27 protein-coding genes are annotated in these 23,347 nt (G+C 62.5%); 15 read left to right on the plus strand and 12 right to left on the minus strand.

The genetic code is table 11. The features are described 5' to 3' along the window. Position 1: 1 nt before the first annotated feature. From G5V57_RS28470 to G5V57_RS28485, 4 genes are all read right to left on the minus strand, one after another. Complete coding sequence (locus G5V57_RS28470) at positions 2-1,153, minus strand: GNAT family N-acetyltransferase (RefSeq protein WP_165171691.1); 1,152 nt, start codon at positions 1,151-1,153, stop codon at positions 2-4. 119 nt (positions 1,154-1,272) lie between these two features. Further along, complete coding sequence (locus G5V57_RS28475) at positions 1,273-2,031, minus strand: glycerophosphodiester phosphodiesterase family protein (protein ID WP_246737408.1); 759 nt, start codon at positions 2,029-2,031, stop codon at positions 1,273-1,275. Between the two features lie 3 nt (positions 2,032-2,034). After that, positions 2,035-2,499, minus strand: coding sequence for a RidA family protein (locus tag G5V57_RS28480; protein ID WP_165171693.1), 465 nt, complete (start codon positions 2,497-2,499; stop codon positions 2,035-2,037). 20 nt (positions 2,500-2,519) lie between these two features. Beyond that, entirely contained in the window at positions 2,520-3,491 is a 972-nt protein-coding gene (locus G5V57_RS28485) for a D-glycerate dehydrogenase (RefSeq protein ID WP_165171695.1), read from the minus strand. 51 nt (positions 3,492-3,542) lie between these two features. Here G5V57_RS28485 and G5V57_RS28490 point away from each other — a divergent pair, with 51 nt between their 5' ends. Next, the gene (locus G5V57_RS28490) at positions 3,543-4,385 is read left to right on the plus strand and encodes a cell envelope integrity EipB family protein (protein ID WP_165171697.1); all 843 of its coding nucleotides are present in this window, start codon (positions 3,543-3,545) and stop codon (positions 4,383-4,385) included. Positions 4,386-4,461: 76 nt separating this feature from the next. On the opposite strand, the gene G5V57_RS28495 is transcribed toward G5V57_RS28490, so the two are convergent. Further along, positions 4,462-5,790 (minus strand): DNA polymerase IV, encoded by a 1,329-nt coding sequence (locus tag G5V57_RS28495; protein WP_165171699.1) that lies wholly within the window; start codon positions 5,788-5,790, stop codon positions 4,462-4,464. Positions 5,791-5,879: 89 nt separating this feature from the next. Here G5V57_RS28495 and G5V57_RS28500 point away from each other — a divergent pair, with 89 nt between their 5' ends. After that, positions 5,880-6,530 carry a glutathione S-transferase family protein gene (locus G5V57_RS28500; protein WP_165171701.1) on the plus strand — a complete coding sequence of 217 codons (651 nt, stop codon included), beginning with the start codon at positions 5,880-5,882 and terminating at the stop codon, positions 6,528-6,530. A gap of 15 nt (positions 6,531-6,545) precedes the next feature. Here G5V57_RS28500 and G5V57_RS28505 read toward each other — a convergent pair whose 3' ends face one another. Beyond that, the gene (locus G5V57_RS28505; RefSeq protein ID WP_165171703.1) at positions 6,546-6,824 is read right to left on the minus strand and encodes a DUF3572 domain-containing protein; all 279 of its coding nucleotides are present in this window, start codon (positions 6,822-6,824) and stop codon (positions 6,546-6,548) included. 232 nt (positions 6,825-7,056) lie between these two features. Here G5V57_RS28505 and G5V57_RS28510 point away from each other — a divergent pair, with 232 nt between their 5' ends. From G5V57_RS28510 to hflX, 4 genes are all read left to right on the plus strand, one after another. After that, the gene (locus tag G5V57_RS28510) at positions 7,057-7,452 is read left to right on the plus strand and encodes a response regulator (protein ID WP_165171705.1); all 396 of its coding nucleotides are present in this window, start codon (positions 7,057-7,059) and stop codon (positions 7,450-7,452) included. After that, on the plus strand, positions 7,449-8,816 hold the full coding sequence (locus G5V57_RS28515; protein ID WP_165171707.1) for a PleD family two-component system response regulator: 1,368 nt from the start codon (positions 7,449-7,451) through the stop codon (positions 8,814-8,816). The genes G5V57_RS28510 and G5V57_RS28515 overlap by 4 nt, the downstream gene beginning before the upstream one ends. 360 nt (positions 8,817-9,176) lie before the next feature. Continuing rightward, a complete protein-coding gene (gene hfq / locus G5V57_RS28520) occupies positions 9,177-9,422 on the plus strand; it encodes an RNA chaperone Hfq (protein ID WP_119274020.1) in 246 nt (81 codons plus the stop codon). Between the two features lie 74 nt (positions 9,423-9,496). Next, positions 9,497-10,804 (plus strand): GTPase HflX, encoded by a 1,308-nt coding sequence (hflX, locus tag G5V57_RS28525; protein ID WP_246737743.1) that lies wholly within the window; start codon positions 9,497-9,499, stop codon positions 10,802-10,804. Here the strand turns inward: hflX and mazG are convergent. After that, the gene (gene mazG / locus G5V57_RS28530; RefSeq protein WP_165171711.1) at positions 10,789-11,604 is read right to left on the minus strand and encodes a nucleoside triphosphate pyrophosphohydrolase; all 816 of its coding nucleotides are present in this window, start codon (positions 11,602-11,604) and stop codon (positions 10,789-10,791) included. The two genes, hflX and mazG, sit on opposite strands and share 16 nt — an antisense overlap. Positions 11,605-11,730: 126 nt before the next feature. Between mazG and G5V57_RS28535 the strand changes: the two genes are divergently transcribed. After that, the gene (locus G5V57_RS28535; protein ID WP_165171713.1) at positions 11,731-12,615 is read left to right on the plus strand and encodes a DMT family transporter; all 885 of its coding nucleotides are present in this window, start codon (positions 11,731-11,733) and stop codon (positions 12,613-12,615) included. Here the strand turns inward: G5V57_RS28535 and G5V57_RS28540 are convergent. Further along, on the minus strand, positions 12,602-13,132 hold the full coding sequence (locus G5V57_RS28540; RefSeq protein ID WP_165171715.1) for a shikimate kinase: 531 nt from the start codon (positions 13,130-13,132) through the stop codon (positions 12,602-12,604). The two genes, G5V57_RS28535 and G5V57_RS28540, sit on opposite strands and share 14 nt — an antisense overlap. A gap of 104 nt (positions 13,133-13,236) precedes the next feature. Between G5V57_RS28540 and G5V57_RS28545 the strand changes: the two genes are divergently transcribed. Further along, complete coding sequence (locus G5V57_RS28545; protein WP_165171717.1) at positions 13,237-13,608, plus strand: TfoX/Sxy family protein; 372 nt, start codon at positions 13,237-13,239, stop codon at positions 13,606-13,608. Here the strand turns inward: G5V57_RS28545 and G5V57_RS28550 are convergent. Beyond that, positions 13,605-14,510 carry a DMT family transporter gene (locus G5V57_RS28550; protein WP_165171719.1) on the minus strand — a complete coding sequence of 302 codons (906 nt, stop codon included), beginning with the start codon at positions 14,508-14,510 and terminating at the stop codon, positions 13,605-13,607. The two genes, G5V57_RS28545 and G5V57_RS28550, sit on opposite strands and share 4 nt — an antisense overlap. Positions 14,511-14,609: 99 nt before the next feature. On the opposite strand from G5V57_RS28550, the gene G5V57_RS28555 reads away from it, so the two are divergent. The 6 genes from G5V57_RS28555 (at position 14,610) to G5V57_RS28580 (ending at position 19,265) form a co-directional block, all read left to right on the plus strand. After that, on the plus strand, positions 14,610-15,071 hold the full coding sequence (locus G5V57_RS28555) for an Lrp/AsnC family transcriptional regulator (RefSeq protein WP_165171721.1): 462 nt from the start codon (positions 14,610-14,612) through the stop codon (positions 15,069-15,071). Between the two features lie 14 nt (positions 15,072-15,085). Then, entirely contained in the window at positions 15,086-16,075 is a 990-nt protein-coding gene (locus G5V57_RS28560; RefSeq protein ID WP_165171723.1) for a serine hydrolase, read from the plus strand. 44 nt (positions 16,076-16,119) lie between these two features. After that, on the plus strand, positions 16,120-16,590 hold the full coding sequence (locus G5V57_RS28565) for a GNAT family N-acetyltransferase (RefSeq protein ID WP_165171725.1): 471 nt from the start codon (positions 16,120-16,122) through the stop codon (positions 16,588-16,590). Further along, positions 16,587-18,131, plus strand: coding sequence for a VOC family protein (locus tag G5V57_RS28570; RefSeq protein WP_165171727.1), 1,545 nt, complete (start codon positions 16,587-16,589; stop codon positions 18,129-18,131). The genes G5V57_RS28565 and G5V57_RS28570 overlap by 4 nt, the downstream gene beginning before the upstream one ends. Positions 18,132-18,195: 64 nt before the next feature. Then, positions 18,196-18,561 (plus strand): VOC family protein, encoded by a 366-nt coding sequence (locus G5V57_RS28575; protein ID WP_165171729.1) that lies wholly within the window; start codon positions 18,196-18,198, stop codon positions 18,559-18,561. Between the two features lie 2 nt (positions 18,562-18,563). Continuing rightward, a complete protein-coding gene (locus G5V57_RS28580; protein WP_165171731.1) occupies positions 18,564-19,265 on the plus strand; it encodes a hypothetical protein in 702 nt (233 codons plus the stop codon). Positions 19,266-19,274: 9 nt separating this feature from the next. Here the strand turns inward: G5V57_RS28580 and G5V57_RS28585 are convergent, their stop codons facing one another. Next, positions 19,275-20,387: an MFS transporter gene (locus G5V57_RS28585; RefSeq protein ID WP_246737744.1), complete on the minus strand. Its 1,113-nt coding sequence runs from the start codon at positions 20,385-20,387 to the stop codon at positions 19,275-19,277. Between the two features lie 399 nt (positions 20,388-20,786). On the opposite strand from G5V57_RS28585, the gene G5V57_RS28590 reads away from it, so the two are divergent. After that, positions 20,787-22,295, plus strand: coding sequence for a winged helix-turn-helix domain-containing tetratricopeptide repeat protein (locus G5V57_RS28590; protein WP_165171733.1), 1,509 nt, complete (start codon positions 20,787-20,789; stop codon positions 22,293-22,295). A 110-nt stretch (positions 22,296-22,405) separates the two neighbouring features. On the opposite strand, the gene G5V57_RS28595 is transcribed toward G5V57_RS28590, so the two are convergent. Beyond that, a complete protein-coding gene (locus tag G5V57_RS28595) occupies positions 22,406-22,927 on the minus strand; it encodes an RES family NAD+ phosphorylase (RefSeq protein WP_165171735.1) in 522 nt (173 codons plus the stop codon). Then, a complete protein-coding gene (locus G5V57_RS28600) occupies positions 22,924-23,322 on the minus strand; it encodes an antitoxin Xre/MbcA/ParS toxin-binding domain-containing protein (RefSeq protein ID WP_246737409.1) in 399 nt (132 codons plus the stop codon). The genes G5V57_RS28595 and G5V57_RS28600 overlap by 4 nt, the downstream gene beginning before the upstream one ends. Positions 23,323-23,347 lie beyond the last annotated feature (25 nt).

Genomic DNA, 23,347 nt, shown 5'->3' on the forward strand with positions numbered 1-23,347 from the left:
ATCAAAAGTCGTCCTCGACAGCATTCCTGAATGGCGCGTGCTCGGCAAGAGCGCTCTGATCCTCCGCGACCGCCAGCCGCTCATGGTCGAGATAGTCGGCGACCGCCCGCGACAGACCCGGATGGGCAAGATAATGCAGGCTATGGGTGCTCCTGGGCACATAGCCGCGCGCCAGCTTATGCGGCCCCTGGGCTCCGGCCTCCACCCGGGCGAGCTTGCGCGCGATGGCGAAGTCGATGGCCTGGTAGTAGCAGGCCTCGAAATGAAGATTGGCGTGATGTTCGACGGCGCCCCAATTGCGTCCGTACAAGGCATCCGACCCGATAAAATTGAGGGCGCCGGCGATGATGCGGCCGGCCCGCCTGGCGAAAACCAGAAGGATCCGGTCCGCCATGCTTTCGCCGATCAGGCTGAAGAAACGCCGTGTCAGATAAGGGCGGCCCCATTTGCGCGAACCGGTTTCCATATAGAATTCGAAGAAATGGTCCCAATGGGTCTCGGTGATGTCGCGACCGGTAACCCATTCACAAGCGATGCCGGCGGCCCCCACCGTTTCGCGCTCCTTACGGATGTTCTTGCGCTTGCGCGAAGAAAGATCGGCGAGAAAGCCCTCAAAATCGGCATAGTCCTGATTGAACCAGTGAAACTGGGTATCGGTGCGCTTGAGCCACGGGGCGGTGCCGAGATCACGCCAGTCCTCTTCCGGCAGAAAAGTGATGTGGACGGAACTCGCGCCGGCTTCGCCGGCAAGCTGTCGAAGCGCGGCAAGCAGAAGGGTCCTGAGCTCAACCGTTGGCGCCAGCAGCCGGCTGCCGGTCACCGGCGTGAAGGGCACCGCTACCTGGAGCTTGGGATAATAGCGCCCGCCAGCGCGCTGAAAGGCATCGGCCCAGGCGTGGTCGAAGACATATTCGCCCTGGCTGTGCGACTTGAGATATGCGGGCGCCACGCCGAGTATGCTCCCCGCATCGTCCTCCACAACCAGATGCCGGCCAAGCCATCCAGTCTTGCGCACAGCTGAATCCGATTTCTCAAGAGCAGAGAGAAATGCGTGAGATATGAATGGGTTGAACGGAGTCCCTAAGGGATTGGCGCAACTGTCCCACGCCGCTGCCGGAATGCTCTCGATGCTGGATACGACTTCGATCTTCATGCCCGTCTAGATCGCGATGGGTTTGGATTGAAGCAATCCAAACTCATGAACGCGATCGATACTCTTTATATCAGCGCAGGGTTCTTGCAAAAAACCGGTGCCCACTTTTCGCATCCGCGTCAGGCCAGGAAGCCCTCGAAGGTAATCTGGTCGCTGACGCGCAGCGCCGCCGGGATGTCGGCGGCGCTGCGGATCGTCCAACAGATCACCGGATGGCCGGCTTCGCGAAAACGGGTGACGGCCGGGAGTGGCAGCTCCCGCCAGTAATAGGAGATGAAATCGGGCTCGGTCTGGCCGAGATGCGCCAGCTCACGCAGCCGCCCGCGCTCCGCCTCCGGCAGATTGTCATAGTCCTCGTGGGTGAAGCTGTCGGCCACGATGCCCCGGACGAGGTCGGGCGCCAGCCGGCGCACCTCTGCGATGACCCCGGGGTCGAAAGACATGAGACAGCACGGCCCACCATAGTTCGAGACCACAGCAACCGCGCGCCGGGCCAGCGTTTCATTGCCATCCCAAAGGCTCTTGAGCTCGATCACCAGCGGCACGCGGCCCTGCACCTGATCGAGCAGTTCGCCCAAGGTCTGGATGCGGTCCGCGCCGGACTTGAACGCCATAGCCTGCAGTTCGGCCGCCGAATGATCGCAGACGCGGCCCTTGCCCTCCATCAACCGATCAAGCGTCTCGTCATGAAAGACGACGGCCTCGCCGTCGCCGGCCATCTGCAGGTCGCACTCGATCGCATAGTTCTGCGCGATGGCCCGGGCGAAGGCGCTCCGGGTATTTTCGATGGCCCCGTTCTTCGCGTCATGCAGCCCGCGATGCGCGATCGGCCGGGCAGTGAGCCAGTCCAATGGACGCAAAGCGGACGGCATGGGCATGGGTTACTCGACCTCGGCTATGGCCTCGACCTCGACCGCGACATTGAGGGGCAGGGAGCCGGCGCCCACCGCCGAGCGTGCATGCTTGCCCTTCTCGCCGAAGACCTCGACCATCAGGTCGGAGGCACCGTTGATGACCTTGGGCTGGTCGGCGAAGTCCGGTGTTCCGTTCACGAAGCCGACGAGCTTCACGATGCGCTTCACCTTGTCAAGATCGCCGCCGCAGGCTTCCTTGAGCTGAGCCACGATATTGATGGCGCAGAGCCGCGCCGCCTTGGCGCCGTCCTCGACGGTGAAGTCCTTGCCGATCTTGCCCTGATACTCGATCTTGCCGTCCTTCAGCGTGACCTGGCCAGCCGTGTAGACGAGATTGCCGGTACGCACCCAGCCGACATAATTGGCGACGGGCTTGGCCGGCGTCGGCAGAGTTATCCCGAGCTCGGCGAGTTTCTTGTCGATCTGGCTCATTGCAAAGTCTCCGTTGTTGGTCAGGTCAGAAGATCGCCGGGTTTGCGCCCGGCGAAGAAGGCATCGAGATTATCGACGGCGCGCATGCCCATAGCAATGCGGGTATCGCGCGTGGCGCTGCCGAGATGAGGCAGGAGGAACACATTGTCGAGGCCCCGGTAGCGGGGATCGATCCGGGGCTCGTTGCGGAACACGTCGAGTCCGGCGGCGGCGAGCTTGCCGGAGTTGAGGGCTGCGATCAACGCGTCGTCGTCGACGATGTCGCCGCGCGCCGTATTGACGATGATGGCACCGTCCGGAAGTCCGGCGATCACCCCGTCATTGACGAGGCCACGCGTCTCGGGCGTCGAGGCGCAGTTGATCGAGAGGAAATCGCAGAAAGGCAGCATGTCGTCGAGCTTCTTATGATAGCGCGCGCCATGAGCGAGCTCGGCCGCGACCGGGCGCCGGTTGTAATAGTGCAGCTCCATGTCGAAGCCTTTCGCCCGCTTGGCGACCGCCTGGCCGATGCGGCCCATGCCCAGTATGCCGAGGCGACGGCCGGTGACATCGAAGCCCAGAGGCGCCGTCGGCGACCAGGAGGTCCAGCGGTCGTCCCGCACCATGCGTTCGCCCCAAGAGGCGCCGCGCGCCGCCCCCAGAATCAGCAGGAGGGCGATATCCGCCGTGGCGTCAGTCAAAACGTCAGGGGTATTGGTAACGGCAATGTTCCTTAACCGTGCTGCCGCAATATCGACATGCTCGTGGCCCACCGAAAATGTCGCGACGATTTTGATCGAGGGCGGTAATCTGGCGATAATGCCGGTGGCGAAGGATTTATCCATCGGGGTGATCAGGAGGGCGTCCTTGTCCGCGGCGCCTGCGAGGATATCCGCTTCGCTCATCGGCTGGTCGTCGGCGTTGAACTGGGCTTGGTAAGCCTTGGCCAGGCGGGCTTCGACCGCTTTGGGCAGGCGGCGGGTGACGAGAAGGCGCGGTAAGGCGGAGGCCATTGTTGTGTTCTACCGTTTGGCTTATTGAGGGCGGGAGCCCAGAGGATTCATATGACCGGGACTAGAAAACATCAGATCAAACGCGGCGCAAGCCTTCTCTTAGGTGTCGCTGCCCTTGCGGCATTAGGCAGCAATGCGTGGGCCGGGGTGAATATCCGGGCGCATCGCGCCGTCTATGACCTGAAACTGGAGCGATCCTCGGAAGGATCGAATATTTCGGGCGCCGACGGACGCATGGTGATGGAACTCACCGGTTCTGCCTGCGACGGCTGGTCGACCAGCTTCCGCCGTGTCATGGAGCTGAGGCCCAGCGAAGGCGAGACCCAGCTCTTCGACAACCAGGTCGCCTCCTGGGAATCGGGCGACGGCTCTTCGCTCCAGATCAATGACAAGCAGTTCATCAACAACCGTCTCGACACCGAGACCAGGCTCAAGGCCGACATCGATGCCGGCAAGGGCGGGCGTGGCGAAATCAGTGAGCCTAAACCGGAGGAGTTTGATCTTCCCGCCGGCGTCCTTTTCCCAATGGCGCATCAGAAGCGGCTGATGGAAGCGGCCGAGCGCGGCGAAACCCGCGACGTCAGCATCCTATATGACGGGGCTTCCGGTTCGAAGGCCTACAAGGTGATCTCCTTCATCGGCAAGCCCAAGGAACCGGGTACCGATGCCAACACCGACAAGGCGCTGAAGGACATGCGGTCCTGGCCGCTCTCCATCACCTTCTACGAATACGACAAGGACACCAAGACGAGCGAGGAACTGCCGGACTATCAGATCAGTTTCCCGTTATATGAGAACGGTGTCGCCGGCAGACTCTCCATCGACTATGGCCAATATGTCATCTCCGGCAATCTGACGTCGCTCGAGATGCTCACCCAGCAGAAATGCGAGTGACCGATCTAATGGTCGTCCCGACGAAAGTCGGGATTCATTAGGCCTTTCCAATCAGGCAGCACTACCCAGGTTTCGCTTATTGAATAGGCCCCGGCTTGCGCCGTGGTGACGCTTTCGGCGTTTCGTTCAACTCCGCATCGAATACAAGGCCGCGGTCGATGGCGTCCTTGCCGAATTTCTCCCGTAGCCGGTCGATTGCCTGCTCGGCCTTGGCGCGGGTCGCGGCACGCTGATCGAGTGTCGCTTCGGCCTGGTCGGGGTCGATCTCGACCAGATGCGATATGCCGACCCCCAGCAGGCGGTAAGCGGTGCCGGTCGCTTCGCGCTTCAGCAGCGGCTGCGCCGCCGTGAATATCCGGTCGGCCAGCAATGTCGGATCCTGGAACGACGCGTTACGGGTACGGATTCTGAAATCGGCCGTCTTGAGCTTGAGCGTGATCGTATGGCCGGCGAGCCTGTCCTTCTTGGCGCGCCGCGACACCCGGTCACTCATCCGCCAGAGGATGCGCTCCAGCGCCCTGTAGTCGCTGATATCCTCATCGAAGGTCGTCTCGGCGCTGATGCTCTTGGTCTCGTCCTCGGTCGACACGGAGCGCGTGTCCTCGCCACGCGAAAGATGATAGAGCCGCGCCCCCAGCGTTCCATAGCGCCGCATCAGATCGCTTTTTTCGCGCGTCTGGAGCTGCGCAATCATGGTGATCCCATCCTTGGCGAGTTGCGCTTGCATGGCCTTGCCGACGCCCCAGATCGCGCCGACGGGACGCGCCGCGAGAAAGGCCAGCGTCTCTGCCTTGCCGATGACCGAGAAGCCCCGGGGCTTGTCGAGATCGGAAGCCATCTTGGCCAGGAACTTGTTGTGCGACAGACCGATCGACACGGTGATGCCGATCTCCTTCTCGATCCGCAGCGCCAGATGCGCGAGCGAATGGGCGGCGCTGCGGCCATGCAGGCGTTCAGTGCCTTTCAGGTCCAGAAACGCCTCATCAATCGACAGCGGCTGGACGAGCGGCGTCAGATCGAGCATCAGGGCGCGCACCTGCTGGCCGACGGCTGCATATTTCGCCATATCGGGACTGATGACCACCGCTTCCGGGCAGAGCTTGCGGGCCGTGAACATCGGCATGGCGGAGCGCACGCCGTGGATGCGCGCGATGTAGCAGGCGGTCGACACGACGCCACGATGCTGGCCGCCGACGATCACCGGCTTGTCAAGCAAGCTCGGATTGTCGCGCTTCTCGATCGCCGCATAGAAGGCGTCGCAGTCAAGATGCGCGGTGGTGAGGGCATGCAACTCGGGGTGACGCGCGAGCCTTGGCGAGCGGCAGGATGCGCAGCGGCGGTCGCCATCGCCCGCCGGCTTGAAGCAATCCCGGCAAAAGGCCGCTGCACCCTGGTCCTGTCCCATGCCGGCATTCTATCCGTCATCATCGCGTTGCGCAGCCGCCTTAAATGGAGTTGACTGGGGCGGGTACGGTCACGCAGTGAGGGGGAAACATGTACAAACTCTACAATGTGAAGAGATGGGGTTCGCTCTCGGCCCATCTGGTGCTCGAAGAGCTTGGCGTTCCCTATCAGAATATCTGGCTGACGCCGGAGCAGGTGAGGGCGCGGGAATTCCGTGAGATCAGTCCCTTGGGACTCATTCCGGCACTGGGACTACCCGATGGGCGGGCCATAACCGAATCGGCCGCCATCGTCGCCTTCCTCACCGACGCGCATCCCGAAGCGGGGCTGGCGCCGCCGATCGGCAGCAACGATCACGCGGTCTATCTGTCGAGCCTCGTCTTGATGGCCACCAATATCTATCCCGCTATCGAGCTCGCTTTCGACGCCAGGGCGCTCGCCGACAGCGAGGAGCAGATCGCCGTCATCCGCCGCAAATCGGTTCAGAGGAGCCTGGACCTGTTCGGGATCATCGAGGCGCGGCTTGCGGAAGATGGACCATTCGTGACGGGCGACAGCTACTCGGCCGCCGATATCTATCTGTTCATGCTAACGATCTGGGGCCATCCCTCAGAACAGGCTGTGCTCAACCGCTATCCCCATATCGCCTCGGTGGTGGCGCATGTGCGGGCACGGCCGCGTCTCAAGGCCGCGCTCGAAGCCCATGGCGCGCTCGAGGCCCGCATCGCCGAGGCGGCTTAAGCGCTGAAGTGATCGTTATCTGGCGCGGGAAAGCGCTTCGGCCGCCAGCGCCGGAAGGCGGGGATCGAGTTCCTGCTCGGCCGTGAAGGTGAGGAGCAGCGATTCGTCCTGGAGCAGGTGGTTGAGGAGCCCGGCGAGGAATTGCGGGTTCTGGGCTGCTGCCCTGATATCGCCGAGCTCGATCCCCGACAAAGCCAGAAAGCGGCTGAACCGCTCCGGCTCATTGGCCAGAAAACCTAATGCTTTCAGGGCGATGAGCTCGGCTTCTCCAGCATTTATTGCAGGCGCTCGCATGATGGAGATTTTCCGCTTTAATCAATGGTTTACCACGTTGCCGAGTGGCATAGTGGTTAAACTGTTAGTTACCCAGTTCGGTGACAATTCCCTATAGAAGAAACGGCAATAATTCTCAAAACGAAACAGGCTAATCGGGGTGAGTGTGGAGATTCCCGACAGGACCACAGTACGCCCTGACCGGGTGTGAGCCGTGCTAGAGATACCGAGAGAACGAGTGGGGACCGAGCAGATGCTCGCAACAAATCCAGCGCAGGCCAAAACCGTGCTGATCGTCGAGGATAACGAGCTCAATATGAAGCTCTTCAACGATCTGCTCGAAGCGCACGGCTATCGCGTCCTGCAAACGCGCGACGGCCTTTCGGCGCTCGAGATCGCCCGCCAGCACATGCCCGATCTCATCATCATGGACATTCAGCTGCCGGAAGTCTCCGGCATCGAGGTCACCAAATGGCTGAAGGAAGACGACGAGTTGCGCAAAATTCCGGTTATTGCGGTAACCGCCTTCGCCATGAAGGGAGATGAGGAAAAGATCCGCGAAGGCGGCTGTGAGGCCTATATCTCCAAGCCCATCTCCGTTATGAGCTTCCTCAAAACCGTGGACAGTTTCCTCAAGGGACCGCAATGACTGCCAGGGTCCTGGTCGTCGACGATATTCTTGCCAATGTGCGCCTGCTGGAGGCCAAGCTTTCGGCTGAGTATTTCGACGTCGTGACCGCCATGAACGGCGCCGACGCGCTCGATTCCGTGCAGCGGACCAAACCGGATATCGTGCTGCTCGACGTGATGATGCCCGGCATCGACGGCATCGAAGTGTGCCGGCAGATCAAGGGCGATGCGCAGACGCACCACATACCGGTGGTCATGGTCACCGCCCTCGACCAGCCGGAAGACCGGGTGAAGGGGCTCGAGGCTGGAGCCGACGATTTCCTGACCAAGCCGGTGAACGACCTGGCGCTGTTCTGCCGGGTAAAGAGCCTTGTCAGGCTCAAGATGCTCACCGACGAATTGCGCGCGCGCTCGCCCAATGGCGGGACCGTCAAGATGCTCGGCGGCGGCGACAGCATCGACTCCTCAAGGCCCGGCAGGATCCTGGTCATCGACAATCGCGCCAATACCGCCGAGCGCACCCGCCAGGCCCTCGTACCGCATCACGAAGTGACGGTGATCGACGATCCCCTGACCGCCGTCATGCACGCGGCGGAGTCACGCTACGAATTGATCATCATCAATCTCGACATGGACAGCGTCGATGGCCTGCGCTTGTGCTCGCAGCTCAAATCGCTTGAGCGGACACGCCAGACGCCGATCCTTATCGTCGTGGCGCCTGACGATCATCAACGCCTGCTGCGCGCCCTCGACATGGGTGTGAACGACTATCTGATCCGCCCCATCGACAGGCAGGAACTCCTGGCGCGCGCCAATACGCAGATCCGACGATGCCGCTACACTGATCAGCTGCGCTCGCATGTGCAGGCGACGATGGAAATGGCCGTCACCGATCCACTGACCGGCCTCTATAACCGCCGCTATATGGAGAACCAGACCACAGCGCTCGTCGAGCATGCGATCAATCGCGGCAAGGCGCTGTCGATCCTGGCGCTCGACGTCGATCACTTCAAGGCGGTGAACGACGAACACGGCCATCAGGCGGGCGACCGCGTTCTGCAGGAGATCGCCTCGCGCCTCAAGCAGTCGATCCGCAACATCGACATGGTCTGTCGCATCGGCGGTGAGGAATTCGTGATCGTGCTGCCCAATACCAGTGTCGATGTGGCCGCCAAGATCGCCGACCGCATGCGCCGCAGCGTCTCGGGCACCCCCTTCAATGTCGGCGCGCGCAACGGCCCCCTGACGGTGACCGTTTCGATCGGTGTCGCGGCCGTCGAAAGCACGTCGGACACGATGGACATCATCATCAAGCGCGCCGACGAGGCGCTCTACAGCGCCAAGCGCGCCGGCCGCAACCGGGTCAATTCGACCGCCGCCTGACTCACTCACATCAACTTAAAGCTTGAACTGAAAGCTCGGCGCGACAAGGCGCTGTCATCTACTTGATCTCCTGTGGCGCCAAGCTCGGGTCGGTGTAGATTCGTTCAGGATTATATTGCTACGCCGAAACATTATGGCGGAGAAATCTGTGCAGGAATGAAGGGATAGTAATGGACGCCCAACATTCGCCCGAATGTCCATAGACCAACGGCCTATTGAATCGTCGAGCGCGATTACGCAAATCAGCGGCAAGGATTTCCGTAGAGCCTGTTAACGAAATTGCGGTTTTGCACAAACTGCAACCGTGCTAGGCTCGGATTCCCTTGGCTGTGACCGAAAAAGAAGGGGACAAGATTTCATATGGCACAGGAAAAACCACAAAATCTGCAGGACACTTTTCTCAATCATGTCCGCAAGCAGAAGATCCCGGTGACGGTATTTCTCGTTAATGGGGTGAAATTGCAGGGTATTATCACCTGGTTCGATAATTTCTGCGTATTGTTACGTAGGGACGGTCTGTCCCAGCTCGTCTATAAGCATGCGATCTCCACGATCATGCCGGGCGGGCCGATCAGCCTGTTCGACGAGGAAGGCAAGGACGGGTGAAGCCCACCAGACGCAAGCATTCTTCCGGGCACGAAGTAAAATTCCAGATTGAAGGACCTCAGGCGACGCGCGCCATTGTCGTTCACATCGAACGCAAGGGTAGGACGGCGCCTGTGTCGGCCGATCGGGATGCCGCTTCGCGCCTGGAGGAGGCTGTTGGTCTGGCGCTCGCCATCGATCTCGAAATTGCGGGACAGCTTGTCGTCATTCTGCAGGAGCCGCGGCCGGCGACCCTGATCGGCACCGGCAAGGTCGAGGAGATCTCAGGCCTCGTCAAGGAAGCGGAAGCCGATCTCGTCATCGTCAACGGGATGCTGAGCCCGATACAGCAACGCAACCTGGAGAAGGCGTGGGGCGCCAAGGTCCTCGACCGTACCGGCCTCATTCTCGAGATCTTCGGGCGGCGCGCCCGCACCCGCGAAGGCCTGCTGCAGGTCGAGCTGGCGCATCTGCGCTATCAGAAGAGCCGGCTGGTCAGATCCTGGACCCATCTGGAACGCCAGCGCGGCGGCTTCGGCTTCCTGGGCGGCCCTGGCGAAACCCAGCTCGAAGCCGACCGGCGCCTGATTCAGGAGCGCATCTCCAGGCTCGAAAAGCAACTCGATACCGTCGTGAAGACGCGCGGCCTGCACCGCTCGGGCCGGGCTCGTGTGCCATATCCGGTCGTGGCGCTCGTCGGCTATACCAATGCCGGCAAGTCGACGCTTTTCAACACGCTGACCAATGCCGGCGTCCTCGCCAAGGACCTGCTGTTCGCGACCCTCGATCCCTCCATGCGCGCGATCTCGCTGCCACATGGACGCAAAGCCGTGCTCTCCGACACGGTCGGCTTCATTTCGGATCTGCCGACGCAGCTCATTGCCGCCTTCCGCGCCACGCTGGAAGAGGTGATCGAGGCCGCTGTGATCCTGCATGTGCGCGACATCAGCCATGCCGAAAGCGAGGCGCAGGCCGCCGATGTCTCCGCCATCCTGAGCGAGCTCGGCATCGCGGAGAACCGCCGCGACCACATCATCGAAGTGTGGAACAAGGTCGATCTTCTGGCCGAAGACAGCGCCGCCATGCGCCGCGCCCAGGCGCAGCGTCAGCAGAACTGCGTCGTCGTCTCGGCTCTGACGGGCGAGGGCCTCGCCGAACTGCGCGCGCTCATCGAAATGAAGCTCGGCAAGGATCTCAGCCTCTATGAGGCGGTCCTCGATCCCGCCGACGGTCAGGGCCAGGCCTGGTTCTACGACAAGGGCGAGGTTCTGGGCCGCGAGCAACTGGAGGACGGCAGCGTCGTCCTCACCGTTCGTCTTAGCACGGACAAAGCCGAGATCGCCGCCAACCGCTTCAAATACCGCCTGCGCAATACCAGCCGGCTCGATCACGCGGCCGAGTGATCGCGCTCGCGCTCGATCCGCTTGGCGTCATCCCACAGCGCATCCATCTCCTCGAGGGTCGACTGCCCGGGCGAGGAGCCGCGCCCGGCCAGTTCCTGCTCGATATGGCGGAAGCGGCGGAGAAACTTCTCATTGGCGGCGCGCAAGGCGGCCTCCGGATCGATGTCGAGATGGCGGCCCAGATTGGCCATGGCGAAGAGCAGGTCACCATATTCCGCCTCCTGGGCGTCGCGCGCCGTCTCCTGCTTGAGCTCGGCGATCTCCTCGTTCATCTTGTCATAGACGAAGTCGATCGAGGGCCAGTCGAACCCGACCTTGGCCGCCTTGGCTTGCAGCTTCACCGCGCGCGTCATGGCGGGCAGGCCCACCGGCACGCCGTCCAGCACGCCCTTTGGGCCGCCGGCCGTTTTCTCGCGCGCCTTCATCTCCTCCCAAAACCCCTTGGCCAGTTTCGCCGAGCGCGCTTCCTCGTCACCGAAGACATGCGGATGGCGACGGATCATTTTGCGGCAGATCGCCTCGACGACATCGTCGAAGCTGAAGCTCTTTTCCTCGGCGGCGAGCTGGGCATGATAGACGACCTGCAGCAGGAGATCGCCGAGCTCCTCGCAGAGATCGGCCTTGTCGCCACGCGTTATGGCATCGGCAACCTCATAGGCCTCTTCGATCGTGTAAGGCGCGATCGTGGAGAAATCCTGTTCGAGATCCCACGGACAGCCGGTACCGGGCGTGCGCAGCGCCTTCATGATGGCGCGGAGCGTGGCGAGCTGGCGGGGATCGAGATCGGCGGGATTGGTCATGCGGAAACGACTGCTCTGATGGCGCAAAGGGGGATCGCCGCAAAGTAGGAAGGTCCCGTCGCATCCTCAAGCGGTTTCTCAACTATCGTCCGCCTGCTATAGCGCCTCGATCGAGCGGGTGATTTCTTGCTGATTTCCGAGACATTGGCGATTGGGGCGGCCTTCTGCATCGCGGTCAGCGGCATGCTGATCGCGGAGCTGAAGGGACGTGTTGGCGTCTTCCGCCTGGCGCGCTGGCAGATGCTGGCCGCGCTCATCATGACGGGCGCGGTCTCCCTTTTCCTGGGTGGGTGGCGAACACTCGGCCTGCCGCAACTGGGCCTGCTGGCGGCATCGAGCCTGTTCGGCATCATCATCGCGAGCACCACCTATTTCGCCGCCATCTACAAGGCGGGCCCGCGCAACACGGCGCTGCTGTTCTCGCTGACCTCGCCTTTCGCCTTGACGCTCGGTTATGTTTTTCTCGGCGAAACGATTTCGAGACTGCAGGGACTGGGCGTCGCTCTGGTGCTGGCCGGCATCGTTATGGCGATCGGCTCGCCGGGGCGGGGGACGGCGCGCGTGCCATCCGCGCACGTGCCCTGGGCAGGCATCGCGCTCGGCGTCGTCACGGCCCTGGGGCAGGCCATGGGCAGCTTGCTGGCGCGCCCGGCCATGGCCGCCGGCGTCGAGCCTTTCACCGCCATGGCGGTGCGCTCGGGTCTGGCCGCATTGGTGTTCGTCGCCCTCACAGTCCTGCCCTTCACGGCCATCATTCGTCCCCATCAGCTCTCCTATCGTGATCTAAGCCTCGGGATCGGATCCGCGTTTTTCGGCACATTCCTCGGAATGTCATTGCTGATGGCGGCGCTCGCCTATGGCAATGTCGGCATCGTCTCGACCTTATCCTCCATGACGCCGGTGGTGATCCTGCCCATGGTGTGGGCCCGGACACGCGTCGCGCCGCCGGCCACCGCCTGGATCGGCGCGATGCTGGCCGTCGCGGGAACAGGCTTCATCAGTCTGTCGTGAGCGCGCCGACGATTTCGGCAGCCGCCTCGTCGGGCGTCCGCGTGGCCGTGTCGATGGTGATGGCGGGCTCGGGCATGCGCGCCATGGAGGAGACGAAGACATCCCTGTATTGGTGCAGCATTTCAAGCGAACGCATCTTGTCGAAGCGGGAGCGGTCGGGCGTGTCGATCCGACGTTCCTGCTCGGTTTCGGGCAAAACGAGCGCCACGAAGATCACTCTTCCGCCCAGAGCCTCGATCTCGGCCCGTACACGTTGCGGAAAGTCCACGGCGACGGTCGCTTCCGGAGCAAAGGTGAATATCAAAGAGCGCCCAGTGCGCGCCGCGGCCCGCATGACATCGAGCCACATGCTTTCCCGTAGGCGCACGAATTCCGGCGAACCGAAAGGAAAGACTGCGCCCACGGCATCGACGATCAGATGATTGTGGAAGACCGCGAAACCGGTGCGCTCGGCGAGCGCCCGCCCCACCGTCAATTTTCCCGATGCCGGTTGTCCGTAGATGAAAACAAGTTGCATGAGACGATAATAGTGGCGCGCTGACAGGATTTCCATCGCCGATTGGCAATTGATCCTGCTTTCGCTAGCGTGGGTCTCACGTGATAGCACCGAGGTGCCCCCCAATGACCGAAGACGATGTCATTGCAGATCTGCGCGCGACACTGCCGAAGGCCGGCAAGATCCGCGAAGTCAGGATGTTCGGTGGCACCGGCTTCATGCTCGATGGCAACATGGTCGCCGGCACGTTCAAGAAGGGACTTCTCCTGCGTGTCGGCCCGGACCGTCTGGCGCAGGCTTTGCAGGTCACGGGCGCGCGACAAATGGAGATGGGGGGCCGGCTGATGGAAGGATATGTCTATATCGATCCCAATGCGCTGGACAGGAAGGCCGTCCAGGCCGCACTTCGTCTCGCCGTTGTTTTCGTCGGCACCTTGCCGCCCAAGGCTGAGAAAACAAAAAAGGCGGCCAGGAAACCCGGGACGCGCAGCCGCTAACTTCCGCCGTTGCGCTTGAGCAAGACCGGGAGCACCATGCCCGCCGTCATGATCAGCATCGCCAGGAATTGCAGCAGGCTCGGCACTTCGCCGAGCACGATCATGCCGGTAAAGGCCGTCGCGACCGGTACGCAGGGCAGGAAGAGCGACGCGATCTGCGGCCCGAGCTGGCGCACGGCATAGGTATAGAGAAAGATGGCTGCCGCGCCGGCGAGGAAACCCTGGATGACGATTTGCGTGACGATCTCGACGTTGGACGCCAAGGCGAACCCGTTCGGCACCAGGATGTGGAGCACAGGCAACGGCAGGCAGGACAGCAACGCGATGGCCGCCGTGGCGGTGACGGAATCGACGCCCCACCGCCGCACCAGGATGGCATAGGCGGAGAACATGATCCCCGAGCCTGCGAATAGGAGATCGCCGAACAGCACGTCCGGCATTCCTGATATGGAAGGCAGGATGAACAGGAGGAGGCCGCCGATGATCAAGGCGGTGCCGATTGCTCGGCCACGCGTGATCCTCTCGTTGAAGGCGACGCGCGCGAAGAGGAAGGAGAAGAACACGATCGAGGCCGGACACAGGGCCGCGGCATGCGTGGCCGGCGCATAGGTCAACCCCCAATTGATGATCATCGGATAGGGAAGCCCGACCAGGAGAGCGAGGGCAAGCGCACGACGCCAGCCGAGCGCCCTGAGCCGCGCTATTCCGATCCACCAGACAATCGGCAGGAAGACGGCGCCGGCGCCGGCGAAGCGCAGGCTGGCGATGTCGATGGCCGTCAGATGGGCGCGCAGGCTGAAGCGCGCGGCGACGAATTGCACCGCGGTGATGATGATCATCGTAAGCCCCGCGAGGAGGGCCAGTCGAATATTCGGCGCCTGCGCCACCTGACTCGATTGCATGGCGCAGGCTATTGCGGCGAAGGGCGCGATTAAATACGCTGTTTTGCTCCAAAGTGCGTGATTGTCACGCAAGCTACCCCTGGTTACCGCGGATTTCACATGGCCGATCTCGACACGATAGACCGCAATCTCTTGCGTTTGCTTCAGGAGGATGGGCGGCGTACGACGCTCGATCTCGCCGCGCGCGTCGGCCTGTCGCCGACTGGCACGAGTCAGCGGGTCAAGCGGTTGTTCCGCGACGGTTTCATAACCGCGGTGAGGGCCGTGCTCGACCCCCGCAAGATCGGACGTGGAACCATCGTCTTCATCCAGGTCAGGCTCGACCAGACGGCGCCGCATGTCTTCGACAAATTTGCCGAGGCCGTGGCCAACGCGCCTGAGGTCCTCGAATGCCACATGGTCGTCGGCGGCTTCGACTACCTCGTCAAAGCGCGGATCGCCGACATGGCGGTGTTCCAGGATTTCCTGCAGCGTGTCATTCTTCCCCTGCCAGGGGTGAGGGAAACCCACACCTATACCTCTGTCGCCGACGTCAAGCCCGACGCGCTGCTGCCGATCTGAATTCTGGGATGATCATGAAAGATGAAATCGAGGCGCTGATGAGCGCGGCAGGAGTGCCGGGATTCTCCATGCTCGTCCTGACCGAAGGAAGAGAGGATGTCGTCACCTCCGGCGTGGCGAGCATGTCGACCGCCGAGCCCGTCACATCGCAAACACTGTTCCAGGCAGCCTCGCTCAGCAAACCGGTCGTCGCCCTTGCTGCGCTTCAGCTGGCAGACAGCGGTGTGCTCGATCTCGACAAACCGCTCTCGCATATCGTTGCGCCTATGGTCCCTGGCGATCCGCTTGGCGCTGCGATCACCGCGCGCCACATCTTGTCACATTGCACGGGCCTGCCCAATTGGCGGTGCGACGAATGTCCCTTGCGCAGCTATTTCCCACCCGGATCCCGCTTCAGCTATTCCGGCGAGGGCTTCGTGTATCTCCAGAGCGCGCTCGAGCACCTGACGCGAGAACCGCTCAATACTCTCGTCAGGCGACTCGTTTTCGATCCTCTTGACATGCGCCAGTCCAGCTTCGTCTGGCGCCCGGATTTTGCAGCGCGCGTGGCTGACGCACATGAGGCGGAGACGGTCCTGGACCGGTTCATGCCGCGTGAGGCGAATGCGGCCTATTCGCTGCTGACGACTGCCCCGGATTACGGAAGGTTCCTCGCCGCCAGCCTCCACGGCAGCTTGTTGACACAAGGGATGGCGCGTCAATGGATGACGCCGGGGCCGCAAGTCCCCCTGAAACGTACGGAAGCCTTGGAAAGGGAGATGCAGACGCTCGAGGAGGGCGTGGCCTGGGGCTTAGGGTGGGGCCTTGATACACAGGCCGGCGGCTTCTTTCATTGGGGTGCTAACCCCGGCGCCAGGGCATTCGCCATGGGAATACCGGCACGACGAAGCGCGTTCGTGATGTTCATGAATGGAGACAATGGATTGAGCCTCGTTCCGCCTATCATTCAATCGGTCTTGCCGGGCGAGCATGCGGCACTGTCATGGCTGGGGCTCGCGTCATGAGCATCGCCGCAGAGTTGCCGTCAGTTGCCGGGAGTATATGAAGCATGGACACGGTAAGTTTGCGTCCGGCACGGCAAGGAGATGGCGAAGCGCTGTTCGATATCACGCGGCGCTCCGTCGCGGCGCTGGCCCGGGATCACTATTCGCCGGAACAGATCGCCAGCTGGATGGGTGATCGCAGCCCGGCTTACTACGAAGACCTGATATCGCGCGGACAGGTTGTCGTGGCCGAGTACAAGGGAAAGATCATGGGCTTTGTCGATTCCGAGCCCGGCGAGGTAACCCGCCTGTTTCTGCTGCCGGGCGTGGCCGGTTCGGGGCTTGGCGCGCGGCTGCTCGATATCGGTATCGAAAATGCCCGCAAGGGACATACGGGGCCGATCAAGGTCGAATCCACCATCAATGCGGAAGGCTTCTACCGGCGCCACGGCTTCCGTACGATTGAACGCGGCTATTTCTCCCACGGGCTCGGCTGCGATCCCATCGAGATCGTTCATATGGAGCTGAGCCCGTGACCACCGGACTCCACCACATCACGCTCATCACCCGCAAGGTGCAGGCCAATGTCGATTTTTATGTCGGCTTCCTGGGGATGCGGCTCGTCAAGCGCACCGGCGGTTATGAGGATGCGACCCAGCTTCACCTCTTTTATGGCGACCGCTCAGGCTCGCCCGGCTCGCTGATCACCTTCCTGGTCTGGGAGGATGGCGCCCAGGGCCGGGCCGGCCATGGCCAGGTCGGCGAGGTGGCTCTGGCGATCGATCCTATGAGCCTCGGCTTCTGGCTCGAGCGCGCCTTGCGCTTCCATGTCACGGCGTCGGGACCGACAACGGAATTCGGCGAGACGAGCTTACGCCTGCGCGATCCCGACGGCGTCACGGTGAAACTGGTCGGCGCTGCTCTGTCGGCGAACGATCCATGGGCAACGCCGGACATTCCGGCCGAGCATGCGATCCGTCGCATCAGAGGCGCCACGATCCTGTCGGAGGCGCCCGAAGAGACCGCCTCCTTCATCAGTCGCCATTTCGGATGGCGCCGCCAGGCCCGCGACGGTGCTGTCGAACGCCTCATCTCGCAAGCGGACGATGTGATCGACATCCGCGACGCGCATGGCTTCTGGCCGGGCCTGCCGGGAACCGGCATCGCCGATCACGTTGCCTTGCGCAGTCCCGATGTGGCGAGCCTGCGCCAGGTGGAGCAGGGCCTTGCCCGGCTCAATTCCAGCCCGACCACAGTGCATGACCGCAATTATTTCATCTCGCTCTATGTGCGCGAGCCCGCCGGCACCTTGCTCGAACTCGCGACCGACGGACCGGGCTTCACCATCGACGAGCCGGTCGAAAACCTGGGAGAGCGGCTCTTCTTGCCGCCACAGGAGAGGGAGCGGGCCCGCGACCTCGAAACCATGCTGCCGCAATTTTCGCTCCCGGGAGAAGCACGGGTAATCTATCGCGATCTGCCGTTCATCCATCGCTTCAGCGCCCCCGAGGCTCCCGACGGAAGCACGATAGTGCTGCTGCATGGTACGGGCGGCAACGAAGCCGATCTGATGCCGCTGGCCCGCCGCATCGCCCCGCAAGCGACGCTGCTGGGGGTGCGGGGCCGCAGCACGGAGGAGGGCATTTTGCGCTGGTTCCGGCGGCTTACGCCCACTTCATTCGATCAGGCCGACATCCGCTTCGAGGCCGCAGCCTTTGCGGTCTTCATCGACGAAGCGGTCAAGGCCTATGGCCTGGCGGCGGACAAGCTGACTTTCCTTGGTTATTCCAATGGCGCCAATCTCCTGGCGGCCATGATGCTGCTGCATCCCGGACAGGTGAAGCGCGCGATATTGCTGCGCCCGGTCATGGTACTCGACCAGGCCCCCCGGGCCGATCTCTCGCAACTCCGTACACTGATGGTTTCGGGAAGCGCCGATCCCTATCGCGCTCTGGCGCCCCCCTTGGAGCAGGCCTTGCGGGGAGGCGGTGCCGATCTGGAGGCGCGGATCATCGAAGCGGGCCATGAGTTGACCGATGGCGATCGCGAGCTCGCCACCGCCTGGTTCTCCCGATAAACAGGATGACAGACGGATTGTCCTGCCGCATCATGCGGGATTGCAACAAGGGGGAGGCACGCACATGGCCAAGGTGACGGGTATTGGGGGGCTGTTCTTCCGGGCGCGCGATCCGACGGCGCTGGCGGCCTGGTATGAAACACATCTCGGCATCGGCAACATCCAGACGACGGTGTGGCGACAGGAGGCGGGCACCACCATCTTCGGGCCATTTGCCGCCGACACCACTTATTTTGGCAGGCCCAAACAGCAATGGATGGTCAACTTCCGCGTCGATGATCTCGATCGCATGATGGCTCAGCTCAAGGCGGCCGGCATCGCTATCGAGACGCGTGCCGAATGGGATTCCGAAGTGGGGCGCTTCTGCCGCATCCATGATCCGGAAGGCAACCCGATCGAGCTCTGGGAGCCAGCCGGACCGGCGAAATAGAGATGAAGCGGGAGGTGCTTCGACAAGCGGCGATCGGGGACAATATCGGCTGGTGCAGCGCTGTCTGCGCGGCGCATGGCTCGAACGAGATCGATAATTCGTATGCCTGGGTCAATCGCGCGCCGTCACCACGCTTTTACCCGAATGTGATCACGCGACTGCCGAAGGCCCAGGCGGCCGTGACGAAGATCGTGCACGCGCTGAGACAGAGGCCGGAGGTGGGAGAGTGGAGCATCAAGGACAGCTTCCGCGATCTCGATCTGGCATCTCTGGGGTTTGCGCCGGTGATCGAAGCGCAATGGTATGGCGGGCATCCCATTTGGCGAGGTTCGACGAAGGAGCGCCCGTGGGAGTGTATAAACACGCTGCGGGACTTGGCGCGCTGGGCTGGGGCCTGGGGCGAGGGCGTCGCCAGCCATCCCTTCAAGAACACTCTACTGGCCGATGAACGCATACGCTTCTGGCGGTTTTGCCGGGGCGGTCAGATCGCGGCCGGAGGAATCTCTTACGCCTCAGGCAGTGCCATAGGCCTTTCAAACTGGTTTTCCGGAGGCGATGAAACGGTCTTCACGCTCGGTTTGACCGACGCCATCGCTGACGCCTATCCCGGTCTGCCTATCGTATTCTGGAGCGCGGAAAGGGAAGCCGGCCTCGAAGAACTCGGCCTGAAGCCGCTGGGCGGTCTTCGCGTGTGGGCGGGCTGAGATCTCGCCTCAGACCCGCCGTCTCTCCGCCATCAGAAACACCGCCAGGACACAGCAGAGCAGGCCAAGGACTAATGGCAGCCCCTGATGTCCGATCAGTTGCATCGCCAGTCCTGTCGCGGGCGAGCCCACAATGCCGCCGATGCCCCATACGAACGCGAAGGCCGCGTTACCGGCGATCAGCGCTTGGCCGCTGAAACGCTCGCCGAGTTGGATCAGCGACATGGTGTAGATCCCGAACGAGACCCCGCCCCAGACGAAAACGAGTGGCCAGATAAGCCACGCGTTGAAGGCCGTCGCCAGCAACAGGCAGCCGGCCAGCGAAACCAGGACACAGAAGAACATGGTCCGCGTCGAGCCCACTTGTTCGGCCACCCGTCCGAGCAAGATCTGCAGCACGGCATTGCCTGCGACGAAACAGGTGATGAGCGAGGCGATGCGCTGCTCGGTGCTGCCGAGTGCCGCGCCATAGACCGCGAACAGGGAAATAAGGACCTGCTCGAAGGCGGCTGCGGCGAAAACCGCGAATAACAGGAGCGGAGCCAGTGCGAAGAAGCCGCCGACCGATGTAGCCTCGCCATCATGCGGCATCTTTGGCAGGCGCGGCACGACCGCAAGCACGATCAGGCCGCAGAGAATCAAGGCCGCGATGCCGATCATGAAGGGCGGCCAACCTTGCGTGCCGACCAGGCCGAGCGACAGCGGGCCGATGGCGAAGCCGCCCGAAACGATCGACGAATAGAGGCCCATGATGCGGCCCCGTCGTGACGCGGGCGTGATCGAGATCAGCCAGGTTTCGCTGATCACGTAAAGCGGATTGGCGAAGAAGCCGAGCAGGAAGCGCAGCGGCATCCAGGCCCAGACGTCCTGCGTCCCGGCAATCGCGAGCAGGGTGAGCGCGGCCAGGAGCGAACACAGGAGCGCAAGCCGCGCCCCGCCCACGCGCCGCACCAGCGCCGGAATGAAGGGCGCCGATACAATGAAACCCAAGGGCGTCATCGCCGCCGACAAACCGATCAGGCCGGGCGTCGTCCCCAGCCGCTCCAAGATGAAGCTGAGCAGCGGATAGGTCAGCCCCTGCGCCACGGCGAACACCGTGACGGTCGCGATGATGCCCGCCATCGCGGCCCATGGGATCCGATCCTCTCCCGGTGATGTCGACCGGCAATTTCCGGCACGCCAGAAGGGCTTGGCGATCTCCACCTCGACCTCCCGTTTCGTCAGACCGATATCGTCGATCAAATGGGGAGCGGCCTTCGACATTTTTTCAAGTTCCGCGCGAAAGCGTTTCCGTTTGCCCCAGGCCGCGACAAGGCTTCGCAGGGCCGCCAGATTGTAGCGCCGACGCGACATCTCCGCCGGACCCACCGGGGGAGTATCGTTCATGGCAACCTCCATTTGGTTTGAGGGTCCGGAGGCCCTCGACCTGAAAGAGGATCAGTTCTGCGGGATAAGAACAGCGTCGTAATTAAGCGCTCCCGAATAGTTCCAAAAACTTCCAAACGGGCTATAGATGCGCCCATGCAAGGATCGCGCTTTGCCTTTGGTCCGTTCGTGCTTGATCCGGGCGCGGGAACGCTCCTGCGGAACGATGTCCCCGTTGCCATTGGCTACCGCGGGCTGAAGCTCCTGGCGGCGCTCGTCGGACGGCCCGGCGAAATCCTGGGCAAGGCCGAGTTGATGGACGCGGGGTGGCCGGGCACGGCCGTCGAGGAAGGCAACCTCACCGTCCAGATCTCGCTGCTGCGGAAGCTGCTTGGTCCGGCCGCCGATGGCGGTGAATGGATCGCCACGATTCCGCGCGTCGGCTACCGCTTCACGGCGGCCAGCGAGCCGCTCAGCGACGCGAAGCGAAAACCCTTGCCGCTGCCCGGTAAACCATCGATAGCCGTGCTGCCCTTCGTCAATGTCAGCAACGATCCCGAGCAGGATTCCTTCGTGGATGGGTTGACCGAAGACCTCATCACCGATCTGTCCAGGATCTCCGGCCTGTTCGTCATCGCACGCAATTCGGCCTTTGCCTACAAGGGAAAGGCGATGGACGTGCGCGGGATCGCCCAGGACCTTGGCGTACGCTACCTGCTGGAGGGAAGTGCCAGACATGCCGCAGGGCGCGTGCGCATCAACGCCCAGCTGGTCGATGCGGTCAGCAGCGATCATCTGTGGGCGGAACGCTTCGATCGCAGCCTGGAGGATATCTTTGCCGTTCAGGACGAGGTGACGGCCAAGATCGTGGAGGCGTTGCTCGGCCGGCTGCGCGAACCGCCGCCGCGCAATCGGCCCAAAAATCTCGAGGCCTATGATCTCTGCGTGCGGGCGCGCAAGCTGATCGATGATTCACCGCAGATGGCGCGGGAAGCGCATCTGATGCTCACGCGCGCAGTCTCGCTCGATCCGGGATACGCCGAGCCCTATCGCTGGCTTGCCATGAACCATTGGATGGGATGGGTGCATTGGGGCGGACCAACTGAATCCGCCCGTAGCGTCGCTCTGGAACTGGCGCGCAAAGCCGTGGCGATCGACCCCAACGATGCCGGCTGCCGCTGGGTCCTGGCTTACCTGCTTGCCTATGAGCGCAGCTTTGCCGAGGCGGATGCGGAATTCGCCAAAGCGATCGAGCTCGACCCGAACGAGGCCGACATCTGGGTGGCATTGTCCGACATCGCGATCCTAGCCGGGCGGGTCGAGGAGGGCCTTGAGCATATTCGCAAGGCGTTCCGGCTGAACCCGTTTCCGGCAAGCTGGTACTATCTGGTGCTCGGCCAGGCCCAATATGCGGCCGGCGAGTACGAAGCCGCTGTCGAGACACTGCGCAGGGACGAGGTTTATCGTACAAGCTCACGCCGTTTCCTGGCGGCAAGCCTTGCCCAGCTGGGCCGGCTCGACGAGGCGCGCGCCGAGGTCGAACTGTTCCTCGTCGGTAATCCGCATTTCACCACCCGGCACTGGGCCACGACCGAGCCATTTCGCGACGCTGCGACGCTTGAGCATTTCGTTGAGGGCTACCGCAAGGCCGGTCTCCCGGAGTGAAACGGCGGCGCAGGGCATACCCACTGGGCGCCACATCCTTCATTCGCATAATGTATATTATGGAATATTTCTGGATAGCTGAAAATGCCAAAATGGCCGGGATATCAAAGTTATGGCCGTCCAGCCCACGATGCCTGGCTTCTCGGCAAGCGGCCTTCGGGATCGATCACCTCGACCTTGTGCGGAGCATCGCCCCAGCGCCACAGCACGAGATTAAAATCGCTTGCAACGGCCCCCGGCGCGAAGCTCGGCACCAGAATTCCGGCACTCGCCTCGCACAGTCGATCATAGATGCTCCAGGACGGCGGCCGTTCGCCACGCGCCAGGAAATCCATCCAGCCGCAGCTCATATCCTCGAAACGAATGCCGGCGGCATCCCGGCCAGCTTCCGTCCGCAGATCGGCTATGTCCACACAGTCCACGTCATAGGCGCACAGCACACAGGGATCGATCCGGTGCGCCAGGCCCTGATTGGCTTCCTTGACCGCGCCGATGATCGTGAGCGCCAGATAAAGCGACGGCACGCCTTTGGGATTGAATCTGGCGCCCCGCAGAGCCGCGCCATCACCCGAGGTCGGCTTGAAGGACCACACGGGATTCTGAGCCCGGTAGCAGATGCCGGCAAATCTCAAGCAAAGCCGCCAAGCGCCAGATGATCGAGATAATCGCGCACCGCGCCGGCCTTGCCTTCCTTGACTAAAGCTTCCGCCGTCCGCCCGCCAAAGGCCGGTATGGGCTGAGCCCGGTACCAGGCCATGGCCTGGTTCTTGCCGCCGGCCCAGTCACTCACGCGGCTGATGATCTCGAGCATTTCCCGGATGCGCGACTGCGTTCTGGGCGCCTGGCTGCGCGCCGCCTTGAACAGCGACTCCTTCGCCAATCCCGCTGTTTCAGCCAGCTGGGTCTTCGACATGCCAAAACTGTCGGCCACATCGGCGATCGAGATTTCGCCGGCACTGTCCATGAAACCCATGAGCAGCGGTGCGTCGTCTTGATTATAGTCCTGCGGCAGCGCGTTCTTTGCCATTTGAAAAGTCCTATGTATGGGGCAT

It is taken from the genome of Nordella sp. HKS 07 (genome assembly GCF_011046735.1).
In the GTDB taxonomy this organism is placed as follows: Bacteria; Pseudomonadota; Alphaproteobacteria; order Rhizobiales; family Aestuariivirgaceae; genus Taklimakanibacter.

What these genes read in the sequence shown, in the direction of transcription:
- G5V57_RS28490 (WP_165171697.1), top strand. Translation starts at nt 3,543, where the DNA reads ATGACCGGGACTAGAAAACATCAGATCAAACGCGGCGCAAGCCTTCTC.
- G5V57_RS28550 (WP_165171719.1), bottom strand. Translation starts at nt 14,510, where the DNA reads ATGCAATCGAGTCAGGTGGCGCAGGCGCCGAATATTCGACTGGCCCTC.
- G5V57_RS28480 (WP_165171693.1), bottom strand. Translation starts at nt 2,499, where the DNA reads ATGAGCCAGATCGACAAGAAACTCGCCGAGCTCGGGATAACTCTGCCG.
- G5V57_RS28590 (WP_165171733.1), top strand. Translation starts at nt 20,787, where the DNA reads ATGCAAGGATCGCGCTTTGCCTTTGGTCCGTTCGTGCTTGATCCGGGC.
- G5V57_RS28500 (WP_165171701.1), top strand. Translation starts at nt 5,880, where the DNA reads ATGTACAAACTCTACAATGTGAAGAGATGGGGTTCGCTCTCGGCCCAT.
- G5V57_RS28510 (WP_165171705.1), top strand. Translation starts at nt 7,057, where the DNA reads ATGCTCGCAACAAATCCAGCGCAGGCCAAAACCGTGCTGATCGTCGAG.
- G5V57_RS28565 (WP_165171725.1), top strand. Translation starts at nt 16,120, where the DNA reads ATGGACACGGTAAGTTTGCGTCCGGCACGGCAAGGAGATGGCGAAGCG.
- G5V57_RS28585 (WP_246737744.1), bottom strand. Translation starts at nt 20,387, where the DNA reads ATGGCGGGCATCATCGCGACCGTCACGGTGTTCGCCGTGGCGCAGGGG.
- G5V57_RS28540 (WP_165171715.1), bottom strand. Translation starts at nt 13,132, where the DNA reads ATGCAACTTGTTTTCATCTACGGACAACCGGCATCGGGAAAATTGACG.
- G5V57_RS28505 (WP_165171703.1), bottom strand. Translation starts at nt 6,824, where the DNA reads ATGCGAGCGCCTGCAATAAATGCTGGAGAAGCCGAGCTCATCGCCCTG.
- G5V57_RS28515 (WP_165171707.1), top strand. Translation starts at nt 7,449, where the DNA reads ATGACTGCCAGGGTCCTGGTCGTCGACGATATTCTTGCCAATGTGCGC.
- G5V57_RS28560 (WP_165171723.1), top strand. Translation starts at nt 15,086, where the DNA reads ATGAAAGATGAAATCGAGGCGCTGATGAGCGCGGCAGGAGTGCCGGGA.
- G5V57_RS28555 (WP_165171721.1), top strand. Translation starts at nt 14,610, where the DNA reads ATGGCCGATCTCGACACGATAGACCGCAATCTCTTGCGTTTGCTTCAG.
- G5V57_RS28600 (WP_246737409.1), bottom strand. Translation starts at nt 23,322, where the DNA reads ATGGCAAAGAACGCGCTGCCGCAGGACTATAATCAAGACGACGCACCG.
- mazG (WP_165171711.1), bottom strand. Translation starts at nt 11,604, where the DNA reads ATGACCAATCCCGCCGATCTCGATCCCCGCCAGCTCGCCACGCTCCGC.
- hfq (WP_119274020.1), top strand. Translation starts at nt 9,177, where the DNA reads ATGGCACAGGAAAAACCACAAAATCTGCAGGACACTTTTCTCAATCAT.
- G5V57_RS28575 (WP_165171729.1), top strand. Translation starts at nt 18,196, where the DNA reads ATGGCCAAGGTGACGGGTATTGGGGGGCTGTTCTTCCGGGCGCGCGAT.
- G5V57_RS28485 (WP_165171695.1), bottom strand. Translation starts at nt 3,491, where the DNA reads ATGGCCTCCGCCTTACCGCGCCTTCTCGTCACCCGCCGCCTGCCCAAA.
- G5V57_RS28470 (WP_165171691.1), bottom strand. Translation starts at nt 1,153, where the DNA reads ATGAAGATCGAAGTCGTATCCAGCATCGAGAGCATTCCGGCAGCGGCG.
- G5V57_RS28545 (WP_165171717.1), top strand. Translation starts at nt 13,237, where the DNA reads ATGACCGAAGACGATGTCATTGCAGATCTGCGCGCGACACTGCCGAAG.
- G5V57_RS28580 (WP_165171731.1), top strand. Translation starts at nt 18,564, where the DNA reads ATGAAGCGGGAGGTGCTTCGACAAGCGGCGATCGGGGACAATATCGGC.
- G5V57_RS28495 (WP_165171699.1), bottom strand. Translation starts at nt 5,790, where the DNA reads ATGGGACAGGACCAGGGTGCAGCGGCCTTTTGCCGGGATTGCTTCAAG.
- G5V57_RS28475 (WP_246737408.1), bottom strand. Translation starts at nt 2,031, where the DNA reads ATGCCCATGCCGTCCGCTTTGCGTCCATTGGACTGGCTCACTGCCCGG.